At 60.7% G+C, this 14,340-nt stretch carries 13 protein-coding genes; 7 read left to right on the top strand and 6 right to left on the bottom strand.

Going from position 1 to position 14,340, the window contains the following annotated elements:
* Positions 1 to 22 precede the first annotated feature (22 nt).
* From coaBC to Q1A20_RS14595, 3 genes are all read right to left on the bottom strand, one after another.
* Entirely contained in the window at positions 23 to 1,216 is a 1,194-nt protein-coding gene (gene coaBC, locus Q1A20_RS14605; RefSeq protein WP_299402145.1) for a bifunctional phosphopantothenoylcysteine decarboxylase/phosphopantothenate--cysteine ligase CoaBC, read from the bottom strand.
* A 72-nt stretch (positions 1,217 to 1,288) separates the two neighbouring features.
* A complete protein-coding gene (locus tag Q1A20_RS14600; RefSeq protein WP_299917282.1) occupies positions 1,289 to 2,101 on the bottom strand; it encodes a ChaN family lipoprotein in 813 nt (270 codons plus the stop codon).
* Positions 2,098 to 2,976 (bottom strand): RNA polymerase factor sigma-32, encoded by an 879-nt coding sequence (locus Q1A20_RS14595; RefSeq protein WP_298969478.1) that lies wholly within the window; start codon positions 2,974 to 2,976, stop codon positions 2,098 to 2,100. The genes Q1A20_RS14600 and Q1A20_RS14595 overlap by 4 nt, the downstream gene beginning before the upstream one ends.
* Before the next feature lie 97 nt (positions 2,977 to 3,073).
* Here Q1A20_RS14595 and cobU point away from each other — a divergent pair, with 97 nt between their 5' ends.
* The 4 genes from cobU (at position 3,074) to Q1A20_RS14575 (ending at position 6,497) form a co-directional block, all read left to right on the top strand.
* Positions 3,074 to 3,595 (top strand): bifunctional adenosylcobinamide kinase/adenosylcobinamide-phosphate guanylyltransferase, encoded by a 522-nt coding sequence (cobU, locus tag Q1A20_RS14590; protein ID WP_299917371.1) that lies wholly within the window; start codon positions 3,074 to 3,076, stop codon positions 3,593 to 3,595.
* Positions 3,592 to 4,173: a histidine phosphatase family protein gene (locus Q1A20_RS14585; protein ID WP_299917280.1), complete on the top strand. Its 582-nt coding sequence runs from the start codon at positions 3,592 to 3,594 to the stop codon at positions 4,171 to 4,173. Before cobU ends, Q1A20_RS14585 begins: the two co-directional genes overlap by 4 nt.
* A 59-nt stretch (positions 4,174 to 4,232) precedes the next feature.
* Complete coding sequence (locus Q1A20_RS14580; RefSeq protein ID WP_299917277.1) at positions 4,233 to 4,913, top strand: glutathione S-transferase; 681 nt, start codon at positions 4,233 to 4,235, stop codon at positions 4,911 to 4,913.
* 69 nt (positions 4,914 to 4,982) lie between these two features.
* Positions 4,983 to 6,497 (top strand): YifB family Mg chelatase-like AAA ATPase, encoded by a 1,515-nt coding sequence (locus Q1A20_RS14575; protein WP_299402136.1) that lies wholly within the window; start codon positions 4,983 to 4,985, stop codon positions 6,495 to 6,497.
* Here the strand turns inward: Q1A20_RS14575 and gshB are convergent.
* From gshB to rsmI, 3 genes are all read right to left on the bottom strand, one after another.
* Positions 6,494 to 7,429: a glutathione synthase gene (gene gshB / locus Q1A20_RS14570; protein ID WP_298969473.1), complete on the bottom strand. Its 936-nt coding sequence runs from the start codon at positions 7,427 to 7,429 to the stop codon at positions 6,494 to 6,496. The two genes, Q1A20_RS14575 and gshB, sit on opposite strands and share 4 nt — an antisense overlap.
* Positions 7,430 to 7,500: 71 nt before the next feature.
* Complete coding sequence (locus Q1A20_RS14565; RefSeq protein ID WP_299917275.1) at positions 7,501 to 7,881, bottom strand: YraN family protein; 381 nt, start codon at positions 7,879 to 7,881, stop codon at positions 7,501 to 7,503.
* 4 nt (positions 7,882 to 7,885) lie between these two features.
* A complete protein-coding gene (gene rsmI / locus Q1A20_RS14560; RefSeq protein WP_299917272.1) occupies positions 7,886 to 8,743 on the bottom strand; it encodes a 16S rRNA (cytidine(1402)-2'-O)-methyltransferase in 858 nt (285 codons plus the stop codon).
* Positions 8,744 to 8,827: 84 nt separating this feature from the next.
* Here rsmI and Q1A20_RS14555 point away from each other — a divergent pair, with 84 nt between their 5' ends.
* From Q1A20_RS14555 to murJ, 3 genes are read left to right on the top strand one after another with little or no spacing between them, the layout of a single operon-like run.
* Complete coding sequence (locus Q1A20_RS14555; protein ID WP_299402131.1) at positions 8,828 to 10,009, top strand: penicillin-binding protein activator; 1,182 nt, start codon at positions 8,828 to 8,830, stop codon at positions 10,007 to 10,009.
* A gap of 9 nt (positions 10,010 to 10,018) precedes the next feature.
* On the top strand, positions 10,019 to 12,796 hold the full coding sequence (locus tag Q1A20_RS14550) for a [protein-PII] uridylyltransferase (RefSeq protein WP_299402129.1): 2,778 nt from the start codon (positions 10,019 to 10,021) through the stop codon (positions 12,794 to 12,796).
* Positions 12,793 to 14,337, top strand: coding sequence for a murein biosynthesis integral membrane protein MurJ (gene murJ / locus Q1A20_RS14545; protein ID WP_299402127.1), 1,545 nt, complete (start codon positions 12,793 to 12,795; stop codon positions 14,335 to 14,337). Before Q1A20_RS14550 ends, murJ begins: the two co-directional genes overlap by 4 nt.
* Positions 14,338 to 14,340 lie beyond the last annotated feature (3 nt).

Here is a 14,340-nt window from a genome sequence, read left to right as displayed (position 1 = left end):
CCCCTTTGACCGCTGCGGTGTATCAGACCAGCGCACGCGTGATACGCGCCGCCAGCCGTCTGGCAACCTCTGCCTTGGCCATTTTCGGCCAGTTCTCCGCGCCCTTGCTGTCGATCACCACGACAGTATTGTCGGTGCCGCCCATGACGCCGCTGGCGGTGGAGACATCATTGGCCACGATCCAGTCGCACCCCTTGCGCTGCCTTTTGGCCGTGGCGTTCTCAATCACATCGTTCGTTTCAGCCGCAAAGCCAACAACCAATTCCGGGCGGCCCTCTTTCATCTGGGCCACCTGCTGCAAGATGTCCGGGTTTTCGGCAAATTCCAGACTGGGCAGCCCATCCTTGGTTTTCTTCAGTTTACGGTCACTGGCCTCGGCCACCCGCCAATCGGCCACGGCTGCCGTGAAGACACCAGCATCCACCGGCAGCGCCCCCATGACCGTGTCGAGCATTTCCTGAGCGGTCTGCACCCGCAAAACCTCTACCCCCTCAGGGGGCGGCACATCCGCCGGGCCGGTCACAAAAATCACCGTCGCACCCGACGCCGACAGGGCGCGCGCGATTGCCGTGCCCTGCGCGCCGGAGGATCGGTTGGCGATGTAGCGCACAGGGTCGATAGGTTCATGCGTCGGCCCGGAGGTGACAAGGATCCGTTTTCCGGCCAACGGCCCGGCAGCGAGATGCGCCTGAATGGCCGCGACGATTTCGAGGGGTTCCGCCATACGCCCGGGCCCGAACTCACCGCAGGCCATGTCACCATCATTTGGCCCAACCACGATGATGCCATCGGCCTTCAGCACAGTGAGGTTACGCTGCGTGGCGGGGTGCTGCCACATGCGCACGTTCATCGCGGGCGCGATCAGAACCGGCGTGTCGGTGGCGAGCAAAAGCGTGCTGGCAAGATCATTCGCCGCACCGCTGGTCATTTTGGCCATCAGGTCCGCGGTGGCGGGGGCGACGACCACCAGATCGGCAACGCGACTGAGTTGGATGTGGCCCATCTCGGCCTCATCAGTCAGATCGAAGAGATCGCGATAGACCTTGCGCCCGGCCAGAGCAGATACAGACAGCGGCGTCACGAACTCTTCACCCGCCTTTGTCAGGACCGGTGTCACCGTCGCACCGCGTTCCCGCAAGCGCCGGATCAGGTCGAGCGATTTAAAGGCGGCAATACCACCCCCGATGATGAGCAAAATATGTTTTCCGGTCAGCATGATGCGCCCTTGTCCGGTCGATGTTTGCGCAGAGCATATGCCGCTCGTCGCGGGACTGCCAGCCCCTCGGTATCAGTTGAACGCATCACAAGGGTCGCCGCGGTCTACGGCGGGACCATCCACCGCCTCATCAAAACCGCCCTCTGGCATGCGACCCGCCTCGCCCTGCCCCAGCGAAAAGAGGTTGATGTCTGGCTGGGCCGTGCGCAGTACGGAGGGCGCGCCCCAATCCGCACGCGCGTGGCCATTGCCAGTGATCACCACCACCGGCCCGCCGGTTTGCTCAAACGCCGACAGCGCCGCGCGCGCCAATGTTGCATCGCGCAACCGCTGAACAGAGACCATCATTGGCAGCAGGTCTTCGGGCAAAGCGTCGCAATGGGCGGCGCGCTGCAAAGCTTCGCGCTCGGTTTGCTGTGCAGGCGGAAGCGGCTGATCCAATCCGAAACGCGCGGCATCCGCTGCGTCAAAAGCTTCGGTCAGCGGTTTCTCCATGAGACCCCGGACCTGATCTCGCGGAACCCCGGCCCCATAGATCCATGCGTCAGGTGCCGCAGCAAAAATCGGGTAGTACATCGCGAAATCCGGCCAACCGGAGTCCGCCCAGGCCAGCGCCTCTGCCAGCGCGCTTTCGCTTTTACGATTGTCCGGCGTGACGGCTTCTGCCTGCTCCGGCGTCAGCATCTCGAATACCAACGCCTTGGGTGCCAGTGCCGCCGTCCAGTCAGCCTGTCGCGCGTGGTGTCCGGGGTTGTCATGTTGCTCGCCCAGAAAAACGACGTCCGCACGACGCGCCGCGTCTGGCAAAGCTTCGGCAAACGCAAATGGAGCGGCCAGAAGGACCGCTCCAAAACATACGATGGACTTTAGAATGCCTAGGGTCACATCAAGAAGTGATGGACTTCGCGCGATTGGTTTTCAAGCGATTTGCGCATCTTGCCAAAAGCGGCGGCTTCCAGCTGGCGCACACGTTCCTTGCTGAGGGACAATTCCTGTCCAAGGCTTTCCAATGTGCGCGGCTGATCGCGCAGCTTGCGTTCCCTCACGATGAACCGCTCCCGGTCATTGAGGTCATTCATCGCTTGCAGCAACCACGCCCGCAATTGTTCGGTATCATGCTGGTGTTCTACCGTTTCGGCGGCCTGTTCGCTGTCATCTTCCAGCGCATCAATCCATTCGCGCCCCTCATCCTCGGTCGATTGCGTTGCATTCAGCGAATAGTCGGACCCGGACAGACGCCCTTCCATCATCTCGACATCATGCAGTGGCACGCCGATCTCGGTCGAGATCATCTGGCGCAACTGGTGCCGGTCCAGCGTTTCACCCGCCGCGGCACTTTCCCGCTCAAGACGTGCCTGCACGCGACGCATGTTGAAAAACAGCGATTTTTGCGACGACGTCGACCCTGTCCGCACCATCGACCAGTTGCGCATCACGTAATCCTGGATGGAGGCTTTGATCCACCACACGGCATAGGTGGAAAATCGCACACCGCGATCCGGGTCGAATTTGTCTGCGGCTTTCATCAGCCCCAAACCCGCTTCCTGAATTAAATCGTTCATAGGCGCGCCGTAGCGCTTGAACTTGGATGCCATCGAAATCGCAAGGCGCATATAGGCGGTGATCAGTCGGTGCAGTGATTCCTCGCAGCGATCATCACGCCAGGCGTAAGCCAGTCGTAACTCTGTTTCTGCATCGAGCAGTTCCGCCTTCATTGCCTTGCGAGACAATGACATATCTCTTGCCGTATCCAAAGCCATAGCGACATCTCCCAGTCAGATGAAGCACACCTTGCCGTGTACAATTGATATAGGTACGCACCATACACCGGATTGGTTCACTTCAAAGGTTACCAAAATGTTGCCAAAATTGACCTTCGTGCTAGGAGGTGCCGCTTCGGGAAAATCCGTTTGGGCGGAAAACTATTTGTTAAGCAGTCGTTTAGAGCCTGTTTACCTCGCCACCTCCCGGGTGTTTGACGACGAAATAAAAATGCGCGTCGCGGTGCATAAATCGCGCAGAAGTGACCGGTGGCTTAATTTTGAGGCAGATTTAGACCTCAGCCCCCCCTTGTCCGCAATGGAATCGGGGCAGGCCGTTCTGGTCGATTGTGCTACAATGTGGTTGAGCAATCAGATGCTCGATGGACGCGATGTGCCGGCAGCTCAGAATGAGTTGCTTGCCGCGCTCACCACCTGCAAGGCGCCAATCGTCATCGTTTCCAATGAAGTGGGTCATGGCATTGTCCCGGACAATGCGCTTTCACGCCGTTTCCGCGAGGCGCAGGGGCGGCTCAATATTGCGCTGGCCGCACAGTCCGACCTTGCGGTCATGGTCACTGCGGGGCTGCCAATGGCGTTGAAAGGGCACCTGCCATGACCATCTGGCACTGGGTGCGCCACGGTCCGACACATGAGAAGGCGTTTGTCGGCTGGCGTGACGTGCCCGCAGATTTGTCTGACGAGGATCAGATCGCACGGCTGCGCGCGTATCTGCCAGACACTGCGCTGATGGTGTCATCCGATTTGATCCGAGCCTCGGCAACCGCCGATGCGGTGCAGGCCTCCGCCCATACGCGCCTGCCACATGTCGCCGATATCCGGGAATTCAATTTCGGGGTCTGGGATGGCCTGCATTTCAGCAAAGTGGCTGAGCGCGACCCCGAGTTAAGCCGCGCCTATTGGGAAACCCCGGGTGACGTCGCCCCGCCGCAGGGCGAAAGCTGGAACATGGCGGCCAAGCGCGTCAACAGTTTCGTGGACCGCATCAATGCTGCACATCCGAGCGCCGACATCATCGCCGTGGCCCATATCGGCGTGATTCTGACGCAGGTACAGCGCGGTCTCGGCGTCTCCGCATATGACGCCCTGTCACATTCCATCGACAATCTTTCGACTACGCGGATCATCTGGTCACGCGGTCAGGCAAGGGTCGAAACGATCAATCATTGTCCGTGATCCATCCGGTCACAAATCATCGTTTGATGGGCAACATCAGCACCCGTTAGCCTGCGAGCATGACATATGATTTGTACATCGGTGATCGCACCTTCTCCAGCTGGTCCCTGCGCGGCTGGCTGATGATGGAAAAATTCAACCTGCCCTATCGCACCCATATGGTCGGGCTTTACAGCGGCACAATGGCGGATGACCTTGCCGAGCTTGCGCCTGCGCGCCTGGTACCGGTTTTGAAGACACCCGAGGGCGACGTCATCGGGGAATCGCTGGCCATGGCGGAAACCTTGGCGGAACGGCATCCCGATGCCGGTTTCTGGCCAACAGACGCCTCGTTGCGCGCGCGGGCAAGGTGGCTCTGCGCTGAAATGGCGTCTGGATTTGTCGCCTTGCGCGGTGCGTGCCCCATGCAGCTGCAGCATGTGAACGAAGGGTTCGCACCCGCGGCAGATGTCCTGGCAGATCTCGATCGCATCGAAGAGATCTGGAACAGTGCCCGGCGGTTTGCAGTGTCTGAGACCGGCTGGTTGTTGGGGAGTTACTCTCTGGCCGACGCATTCTATGCCCCTGTGGCCGCGCGGATCATCGGGTATGATTTGCCCGTGTCAGCAGCTGCGCGACAGTATTGTATGAGAACGATTGAGGATCCGACCTTCAAGACCTGGCGCGCCGAAGGTCTCAAAATCACCTATGACCCCTTTCCCTATCCTATGACGGGCACGACACGCGACTGGCCTGTCTGATCGCGATCATTAACCTTTCATAAACACCGGTGACGTACCGATTAACCATTATTGGTTGGAGGGGTCACCATGGTATCACTGGCACATTCCGTTGCTTTTCGCGGCGTCGAAGCCTGTCTGGTCGAAGTGCAATGCTCGCTCGCGCCGGGGTTGCCCGGCTTCAGCATCGTCGGACTTCCGGACAAAGCCGTGTCAGAGGCAAAGGAACGCGTGCGCGCCGCCTTGGCCTGCATGGCCATCGCCTTTCCCTCCAAAAAAGTCACCATCAATCTCAGTCCGGCGGACCTGCCCAAGGAAGGCAGTCATTTTGACCTGCCGATTGCCGTTTCTCTGCTGGCCGCGCTGGACATCATTCCGCGCGACATCACTCAATCGGTCGTGGCCCTGGGAGAATTGTCGCTGGATGGGACAATCGTGCCGGTCACCGGTGCGCTGCCCGCGGCCATGACCGCGGCCGCAGAAGGGTATGGCCTGTTATGTCCGGAACCCTGCGGAAAAGAAGCCGCCTGGGTCAGTGACGCGCGCGTGATCGCAGCGAAAACGCTGGGCGATGTCGTGCGCCACTTCAGTGGGCAGGTGCCAATTTCTCCGGCACAGCCCGGCGAGGTTCCTGCGTCGCCCCTGACTAGGGATCTCTCCGAGGTCAAAGGGCAGGAACGGGCGAAACGTGCCTTGGAAATCGCTGCGGCAGGCCGCCATCACCTCATTTTCGTGGGCACGCCCGGATCCGGCAAGTCCATGCTCGCCCAGCGCCTTCCGGGCATCTTGCCGCCCATGACCGCCATGGAGGCCCTGGAGACCTCGATGATCCACTCCATCGCAGGCGAATTGGACGAGGGCGGCATTTCGCGCGACCGCCCGTTTCGCGATCCGCATCACACGTCGTCCATGGCCGCGATCATCGGCGGGGGGCGCATGGCAAAACCGGGTGAGGTTTCATTGGCGCATAATGGTGTGCTCTTCATGGATGAGTTCCCCGAGTACCAACGCAATGTGCTTGAAACGCTGCGGCAACCCGTTGAAACCGGCGAAGTCATGGTGTCCCGCGCAAACGCCCATGTCAGATATCCTTGTCGCTTCATGCTGGTCGCGGCGGCCAATCCCTGCAAATGCGGCTACCTGTCGGACCCGGAACGCGCCTGCGCAAGGGTCCCGCACTGCGGTGCGGACTATCTCGGTCGCATCTCCGGCCCCCTGATGGACCGCTTTGATTTGCGGGTGGATGTTCCCCCCGTGACCTATACCGATCTTGATCTGCCCGCCAATGGGGAGAAATCAGCAACGATTGCCGCACGGGTCGCAGCAGCCCGAGCGGTGCAACAGCAGCGGTTTGATGGTTGGTCAGACATGCGCACAAATGCCGATGCCGAAGGCGAGGCTCTGGAGGAGATCGCAACCCCGGATGCCGAAGGGCGCGATCTGCTGCTGCGTGCCGCAGAGCGCTTCAATCTCTCTGCGCGCGGGTACCACCGCGTCATGCGCGTGGCCCGTACCATTGCCGATCTGGATCAATCAGAACGGGTGCAGCGCCCGCATGTCGCAGAAGCCATCAGTTTCCGCCTGGCCAGTGCGACGGATGCTTAACCGCGGCGCGCCTCAATCGCTTCCCAGATCTTGGCGGCGATATTCACACCATCGAACCGCTCCAATTCCTGGATACCGGTGGGCGAGGTCACGTTGATCTCGGTCAGATAGTCGCCGATCACATCAATGCCGACAAAAATCTGCCCCTTTTCCTTCAGCAGGGGCCCGATGGCCGCGCAAATCTCCCGGTCGCGATCCGTCAGACCAATTTTCTCCGGCCGCCCCCCCACGTGCATGTTCGACCGCGTCTCGCCCGCAGCAGGCACGCGGTTGATTGCGCCAACGGCTTCGCCATCCACCAGGATCACACGCTTGTCGCCTTTGGACACCGCAGGCAGGAATTTCTGCACGATCAACGGCTCTCTGGAAAAACCGGTAAAGAGCTCATGCAGAGAACTGAGATTGCGATCATTGGCATCCAGCCTGAAAACGCCGGCACCACCGTTGCCGTAAAGTGGTTTCAGGATGATGTCCCCATGCTTTTCCTTGAAGGACTTAATGGTCATCAGGTCGCGCGCAATACTGGTGGGCGGCGTCAAATCGGGAAAATCCAGGACCAGCAGCTTTTCGGGGTAATTGCGCACCCAAAACGGGTCATTGACCACCAGCGTTTCTGGTGTCAGCCGGTCCAACAGGTGTGTCGATGTGATGTAATGCATGTCAAAAGGCGGATCTTGGCGCAACCAGACCACGTCGAAATCTGCCAGATCCACTTCGCGCGCGTGGCCGAGCTGAGCATGATCCCCTTGCACCCGCTGCACCCGAAGGTCATGGCCACGGGCCGTGATCCGCCCTTCCTGATAGGCCAGATGGTCGGGTGAGTAGAAAAACAGCTCATGCCCACGGGCCTGTGCCTCTTCCGCGAGCCGGAACGAACTGTCAGCGTTGATGTTCACGTCCCCGATCGGGTCCATCTGAAAGGCGATTTTCATAGCCACTCCTGCTTTGATCCCCCCTAAATGGCGCAGCCGCCCCAAAGGTGCAATGGCCGGGTCTCGCCAGATCAGCCTTCCACGAAGGCGTTCTCGATTATTTGAATGGCACCCTGACCATCCACCAGCGCCGCATCAAAACGCGCATCCGTCAAAAGCCCCATCGGCAATTGCCCCAGGTATTCCCCGGCGGCATTGTGGATGCGTTGCATTTGCCGCGCACTGATGCGGGTCGCGGCCTGCGCGAACCTCTTGCTCTGTTTCACTTCGACAAAGACGACAAATGCTTCGTTTTGGACAATCAGATCGATCTCGCCGCCTTCACCACGCCATCTGCTTTCCAATATGGCATAGCCTTGGTCGCGGTAGTGTCGTGCAACGGCATCCTCCGCAGCGCTTCCTGCCAGATATGATGTTTGGCCCTGAGCCACGCGCTGTGCTTGAACCGCCATGTGATTATCCTTTGGCAAGCTCCAGGGCCATTTGATAAACTTGGCGCCGGGGCAGATTGTGGGCCTTGGACACCATATCCACCGCATCGCGCATGGTGGTCGACTTCAGGGCCTTTACAAGATCCTCTTTTAGATTGTCTTGGCTAACAGACTCTGAACGGTTCCGATCCACCAGCACCACAATCTCCCCTTTGACGGATTGCCCGGCATAGGCATTTGCCAATTCTTCCAGAGATCCCCGCCGGGTTTCCTCGAACTTCTTGGTCAGCTCACGACAGACCACGGCCTTGCGCCCGGTCCCCAATACCGCGCTGGCATCTGCGAGCATGGCGCCCAATCGCTTGGGGGATTCGTAACAGACCAGGGTGCCCGGCACGTCCCGAAGCGCTTCAAGCGCTGTGCGCCGTGCCGCTTTGGCGCTCGGCAAAAATCCCGCGAAATGGAATGCATCTGTCGGCAATCCCGCCAGAACAAGGGCGGTCAGAATGGCAGAGGGACCCGGCGCACAGGTCGCCATGCACCCCGCCGCTGCGGCGGCACGGCTCAATTCAAACCCCGGATCCGCGATCAGCGGCATCCCCGCCTCGGACGCATAAGCAACGGATTTACCCTCGGCGACAGCAGCCAGCAGCCGGTTGGTCACACCCTCGCCTGAATGATCATGCAGCGCGATCATCGCGCGGCCCGCCAAAGGCACGCCATGAATATCCATCAACCGGCGCAGACTGCGCGTGTCTTCTGCCGCCAGAACATCAACGGAAGCAAGGATATCCAGCGCGCGCAAAGTGATGTCCCGCGCCGTGCCAATGGGCACGCCAACAAAGTAGAGGCCCGCATCAAGAGGCACCTTTTGGAAATTCAACGCTGGACCCGCCTTTCGTGACGTTTATGATTGCCGCAACCGCGCCGACCCGCGCTTTGACTTTGATTGCTGGAGTACCCGCATATGTTTGCCGTTTTCCCATCCGCCCGCAAGGTGCTGCGCGCCCTCGCCTTACCCCTGATCGCGTTGACACTGGCGGCCTGTGACGCCGTGCCCGGTGCGGGCTTTGGCGGCGGCCCGAACCTCAATTCCGGCGAAGCAGTGCCGGTGGCCCTTCTGGTGCCCGGCGGGTCCGGCCAAACCACGGACGAGCTTCTGGCGCAAAGCCTTGAGAATGCGGCACGATTGGCCATGCGCGACCTTAATGGTGCCTCCATTGATCTGCGGGTGTATCAGACCGGCGGCGATGCCTCCACTGCTGCAGCGCAGGCCACAAAGGCGGTTGATGAAGGCGCCAAGATCATTCTTGGTCCGGTCTATGCCGCATCTGCAAATGCCGTCGGAAACGCTGTGGCCGGGAAAAACATCAGTGTCCTGTCCTTCTCCAACAACGCGGCCATCGCAGGGGGCAACGTCTTCGTTCTGGGGCCGACGTTCCAGAACACGGCCAACCGCATGGTGAGCTATGCGCGGTCGCAGGGCAAACAGCGTTTCGTCGTGGTACATGGGCAGGATTCTGCTGGAACCGCAGGTCGGGACGCCATCAGCAGCGCGGTGCTGTCGCAGGGGGGATTCCTTGTCTCCTCCGTAAGTTATGCCCTGTCGCAGCAGGATGTGATCGCAGCGATCCCGCAAATCAAATCAGCCGTGGAGAGCAATGCCGCGGACGCGGTGTTCATGACCACCGATACCGCATCCGCCCTGCCGCTCCTGTCGCAACTCCTGCCTGAGGCCGGGGTTTCCACGGATACGTCACAGTTTATCGGCCTGACCCGCTGGGATATTCCGGCACAAACGCTCAGCCTGCCCGGCGTCCAGGGGGGGTGGTTCGCGGTACCCGACCCCTCCGCCTCCGCCACCTTCAGCGCAAAATATCAGAGTGCCTACGGCGGCGTTCCACATCCCATTGGCGGGCTGGCGTTCGACGGGATCGCCGCCATCGGCGCACTGGTCAGCCAAGGCAATTCTAACGCGCTCAGCGGTGCGGCCCTGACCCAAGGCGCCGGTTTCCGCGGCGCCAGTGGCATATTCCGACTGCTGCCCAATGGCACCAACCAGCGGGGTCTGGCCGTGGCGACAATCATCGATGCGCAGGTCTCGATCCTCAGCCCTGCACCGCAATCATTTGGCGGCGCCGGTTCCTAAGGAAAAAGAATGTCGCTTTCCGCTCAGCAGGTTGACGCCCCCCAAACGGCGGCGTTGATCTGCGCCCCATCGTTGATCTTCGATCATGCGCGTTTTGCCCGGGACTTGACCGAGGCAATTGCGGATCTGCGCACAGCTGGTGATATCCGCACCGCGGTCGTCGCCCTTTTGCGGAAGCGGCAAAAGGACGGGCGGGCGCAGATTGCCAAGGCATTTGCCGAACACCCCTTTGATGCCCGTCCGATGACGCGGGCATATACCTATCTGACGGATCATCTGGTGAAGGCCGCCCTTCACGTCGCACAAAACGTGCTGCACCCGAAACCCAACCCAACCGCCAGCGAACATCTGGCCGTCATCGCCGTGGGCGGGTATGGCCGCGGCGAGATGGCGCCGTTTTCCGATGTCGATCTGCTGTTTCTGACGCCCTACAAGATCACCGCCTGGGCGGAGAGCGTCATCGAATCCATGCTCTACATCCTGTGGGACCTGAAGCTGAAGGTTGGGCATGCCAGTCGGACGATCAAGGAATGCCTGCGCCTGGGTGCGGAGGATTTCACGATCCGAACCGCCATGCTGGAACAACGCTTTCTGGCTGGGGATGCCGCATTGGCAGACAATCTGGCGCACCAGCTGCGCAAGGACCTCTTTTCCGGCTCGGGACGCGAGTTCATCGAAGCCAAACTGGCCGAACGCGAAACCCGCCATATCAAACACGGGCAGCGCTATGTGGTTGAGCCCAATGTGAAGGAAGGCAAGGGCGGGCTGCGCGATCTGCAGTCGCTGTTCTGGATCGCCAAATATGTGCACAGCGTCAACGATGCCGCGGATCTGGTCGGTCTGGGGGTTTTCACCGAAGACGAATTCAGGGGGTTTGTCGCCGCCGAAGATTTCCTCTGGGCCGTGCGCGGACATCTGCACCTGATCAACAACCGCGCCTCTGAACAACTGACCTTCGACATGCAGGTCATGGTCGCCGAGGCCATGGGGTATGAGGACACGAAAGGGCGCCGCGCCGTCGAGGTTTTCATGCAGGAGTTCTTTTTGCATGCCACCGAAGTCGGAGATCTGACGCGCATCTTCCTGACCAAGCTGGAGGCCGATCACGTCAAGGCCGAACCCATTCTGGAGCGGATTTTCCGTCGACGCCCGAAGATGAAACCGGGGTACGTCGTTGTGCGCAACCGGATCGGCGTGCAGGATGATCAGGCATTTCTGTCGGACAAACTGAACCTTCTGCGCCTCTTTGAAGAAGCGCTGCGGACGGGTATGTTGATCCACCCCGACGCGATGCGGCTGATCAAATCCAACCTGCATCTGATCGATGACGAGATGCGCACCAACCCCGAAGCCCGCCGCCTGTTCTATGACCTGCTGCTCAAACACGGCAATCCTGAACGCGCGCTGCGCCGGATGAACGAGTTGGGCGTGCTCTCCGCTTTCGTGCCGGAGTTCGAACCGATCGTCGCGATGATGCAGTTCAACATGTACCACAGCTACACCGTGGATGAGCACATCATCCAGTGCATCAAGAACCTGGCCCAGATCGAACGCGGTGAACTGGAAGAAGACCTGCCCGTTGCCTCATCGATCCTGAAACGTGGCGTGGACCGCAAGGTGCTCTATACCGCGCTGCTCATTCATGACATCGCCAAAGGGCGGCCCGAGGATCATTCCATCCTCGGCGCGCAGATGGCGCGCAAGATCGCCCCCCGGCTCGGGCTGAACCAGGCGGATACCGATACCGTGGAATGGCTGGTGCGCTATCACCTGCTGATGTCGGATATGGCGCAGAAACGCGACATCGCCGACCCGCGCACGGTGCGCGATTTTGCCAAGGCGGTGCAGACCGTGAAACGGCTGGATCTGCTCTGCGTGCTAACGGTTTGTGACATCCGCGGCGTTGGTCCCAATACATGGAACAACTGGAAAGCGGTGCTGATCCGCGCGCTCTACCGCCAGACCAAACGCGCGTTGGAGACCGGGCTCGAAGATCTCAACCGCGAAAACCGCGGTGCCGAGGCAAAACGCGCGCTGCGCGATGCGCTCAGCGATTGGCCGCGCAAGGAATTGCAAAAAGAAACCGCACGCCACTACGATCCCTATTGGCAGGCGCTGCATGTCACCGCCCATGTCACCTTTGCCAAAATGCTGCGGGATGTGAAGGATGATGAGATCCTGATCGACCTGCATCCCGATGAAGACCGCGACGCCACCCGCGCCTGCTTCGTCATGGCCGATCACCCGGGTATCTTTGCCCGATTGGCCGGGGCCTTGGCACTGGTGGGCGCGAATGTGGTTGACGCGCGCAGCTATACCACCAAGGACGGCATGGTCACGGATGCCTATTGGATCCAGGACGCCGAAGGAAACCCCTATGACGCCGCGCGTCTGCCCCGTCTGCGGCAGATGATCGAAAAGACCCTGCGCGGCGAGGTGGTGGCCCGCGACGCGCTGAAATCCCGCGACAAGGTCAAGAAACGCGAACGCGCTTTCAAGGTGCCCACGCATATCACCTTCGACAACGAAGGTTCCGAAATTTACACGATCATCGAGGTCGATACCCGCGACCGACCCGGACTGCTCTATGATCTGGCGCGCACATTGGCGGCGGCCAATGTCTATATCGCCAACGCCGTCATCGCGACCTATGGCGAGCAGGTGGTGGACACATTCTACGTCAAGGACATGTTCGGGCTGAAATACTACGCCGAGAGCAAACAACGCTCGCTGGAGAAGAAGCTGCGGCAAGCCATCGATGAAGGTGTCGAAAGGGCCAAAGAGTGACGCCCATCCGCCTGATGTCCGGCTTTTTCACCGTGGGTGGCTGGACCTTGATGAGCCGTGTGCTTGGCTTTGTCCGCGACGCGATGATCCTCGCCTATCTTGGCACCGGGCCACTTTATCAGGCCTATGTCGTGGCCTTCCGCCTGCCCAATATGTTCCGCCGGTTCTTTGCCGAAGGCGCGTTCAACATGGCTTTTGTGCCGATGTTCTCCAAGCGCCTTGAAGGGGAGCAGGACCCCGATGGCTTTGCCTCCGACGCTTTCGCCGGGCTGGCCACGATCCTGATCATACTGACCCTGCTGGCGATGGCCGCCATGCCCTGGTTGATCTATGGGCTGGCCTCCGGCTTTGCCGGGCAGGAGCAATTTGGCCTTTCGGTGGAATTTGGCCGCATCGCCTTTCCCTACATCCTGTTCATTTCGCTGGCGGCCCTCCTGTCGGGGATGCTGAATGCCGCCGGTCGGTTTGCCGCCGCCGCGGCGGCGCCGGTTCTGCTCAACATCCTGCTGGTCAGCGCCATGGCGGGTGCCGCCTGGATCGGGGGGGACATTGCGCGCGCGCTGGTCTGGGCCATTCCGGTGGCGGGCGTCGTGCAATTCGCGCTGCTGTGGATCGCCGCGCGGCGGGCCGGGTTTGCACTGAAACTCAAACGTCCTCGGCTGACGCCTGACATGCGTCGACTGATCAAGGTCGCGATCCCGGCTGCCCTGGCCGGTGGCGTGGTGCAGGTCAATCTGCTGGTCGGCCAACAGGTCGCCAGCTATTTCGACAAGGCCGTGGGCTGGCTTTTTGCCGCAGACAGGCTCTACCAATTGCCCCTTGGCGTGGTTGGCATTGCAGTTGGTGTTGTCCTCTTGCCAGACCTCTCGCGGCGCCTCCAGGCCCGCGATGACGCCGGTGCAAAAACCGCACTGAGCCGCGCCGCCGAGGTGTCGCTCGCGCTGACAATCCCGGCTGCTGTGGCCTTGGTGATCGTACCCTTCCCGCTGGTCTCGGTCCTTTTTGAACGTGGGGCCGCGACGGTGGATGACACAGCCGCCATCGCCGTGGCGGTCGCCATCTACGGCCTTGGCCTGCCCGCCTTCGTGTTGCAAAAAATCCTGCAACCGGTGTTTTTTGCCCGCGAGGACACCCGCCGCCCGTTTCACTACGCGGTTGTGTCCATGGTGGTGAATGCGGCGCTGGCGATTGGTCTGGCCCCGGTCATCGGCTGGATTGCGCCCGCCATTGCCACCACAGTCGCCGCCTGGCTGATGGTGGCGCTGCTGCGCGTCGGCGCGCGGCAATATGGCGACGTTGCGCGTTTCGACGGGCGTTTCCACAGCCGCATCTGGCGCATGGTGATCGCCTCTGCGGTGATGGGGCTGGCCTTGTGGTGGGCCAATGTCGCGCTCAGCCCGTTTCTTGGGTTGGATTGGTGGCGCGCACTGGCCCTGGTCGTGCTGATCGCCATCGGCATGATCAGCTATTTTGGGATCGCCCATCTGATTGGCGCGATCAAAATCTCAGAAGTCCGTCAGGCTTTGGGCCGGTCACGCTGAACG

It is taken from the genome of uncultured Roseobacter sp. (assembly GCF_947501835.1).
In the GTDB taxonomy this organism is placed as follows: domain Bacteria; phylum Pseudomonadota; class Alphaproteobacteria; order Rhodobacterales; family Rhodobacteraceae; genus Roseobacter.
The sequence above is the reverse complement of the archived record's forward strand: the minus strand, read 5'-3'. Positions and strand labels throughout refer to the sequence as shown.

Coding starts and splice junctions, on each gene's coding strand:
- Q1A20_RS14585 (WP_299917280.1), top strand. CDS start 3,592: ATGACCATCTGGCACTGGGTGCGCCACGGTCCGACACATGAGAAGGCG.
- Q1A20_RS14565 (WP_299917275.1), bottom strand. CDS start 7,881: ATGGCGGTTCAAGCACAGCGCGTGGCTCAGGGCCAAACATCATATCTG.
- Q1A20_RS14575 (WP_299402136.1), top strand. CDS start 4,983: ATGGTATCACTGGCACATTCCGTTGCTTTTCGCGGCGTCGAAGCCTGT.
- Q1A20_RS14595 (WP_298969478.1), bottom strand. CDS start 2,976: ATGGCTTTGGATACGGCAAGAGATATGTCATTGTCTCGCAAGGCAATG.
- cobU (WP_299917371.1), top strand. CDS start 3,074: ATGTTGCCAAAATTGACCTTCGTGCTAGGAGGTGCCGCTTCGGGAAAA.
- coaBC (WP_299402145.1), bottom strand. CDS start 1,216: ATGCTGACCGGAAAACATATTTTGCTCATCATCGGGGGTGGTATTGCC.
- gshB (WP_298969473.1), bottom strand. CDS start 7,429: ATGAAAATCGCCTTTCAGATGGACCCGATCGGGGACGTGAACATCAAC.
- Q1A20_RS14555 (WP_299402131.1), top strand. CDS start 8,828: ATGTTTGCCGTTTTCCCATCCGCCCGCAAGGTGCTGCGCGCCCTCGCC.
- Q1A20_RS14550 (WP_299402129.1), top strand. CDS start 10,019: ATGTCGCTTTCCGCTCAGCAGGTTGACGCCCCCCAAACGGCGGCGTTG.
- Q1A20_RS14580 (WP_299917277.1), top strand. CDS start 4,233: ATGACATATGATTTGTACATCGGTGATCGCACCTTCTCCAGCTGGTCC.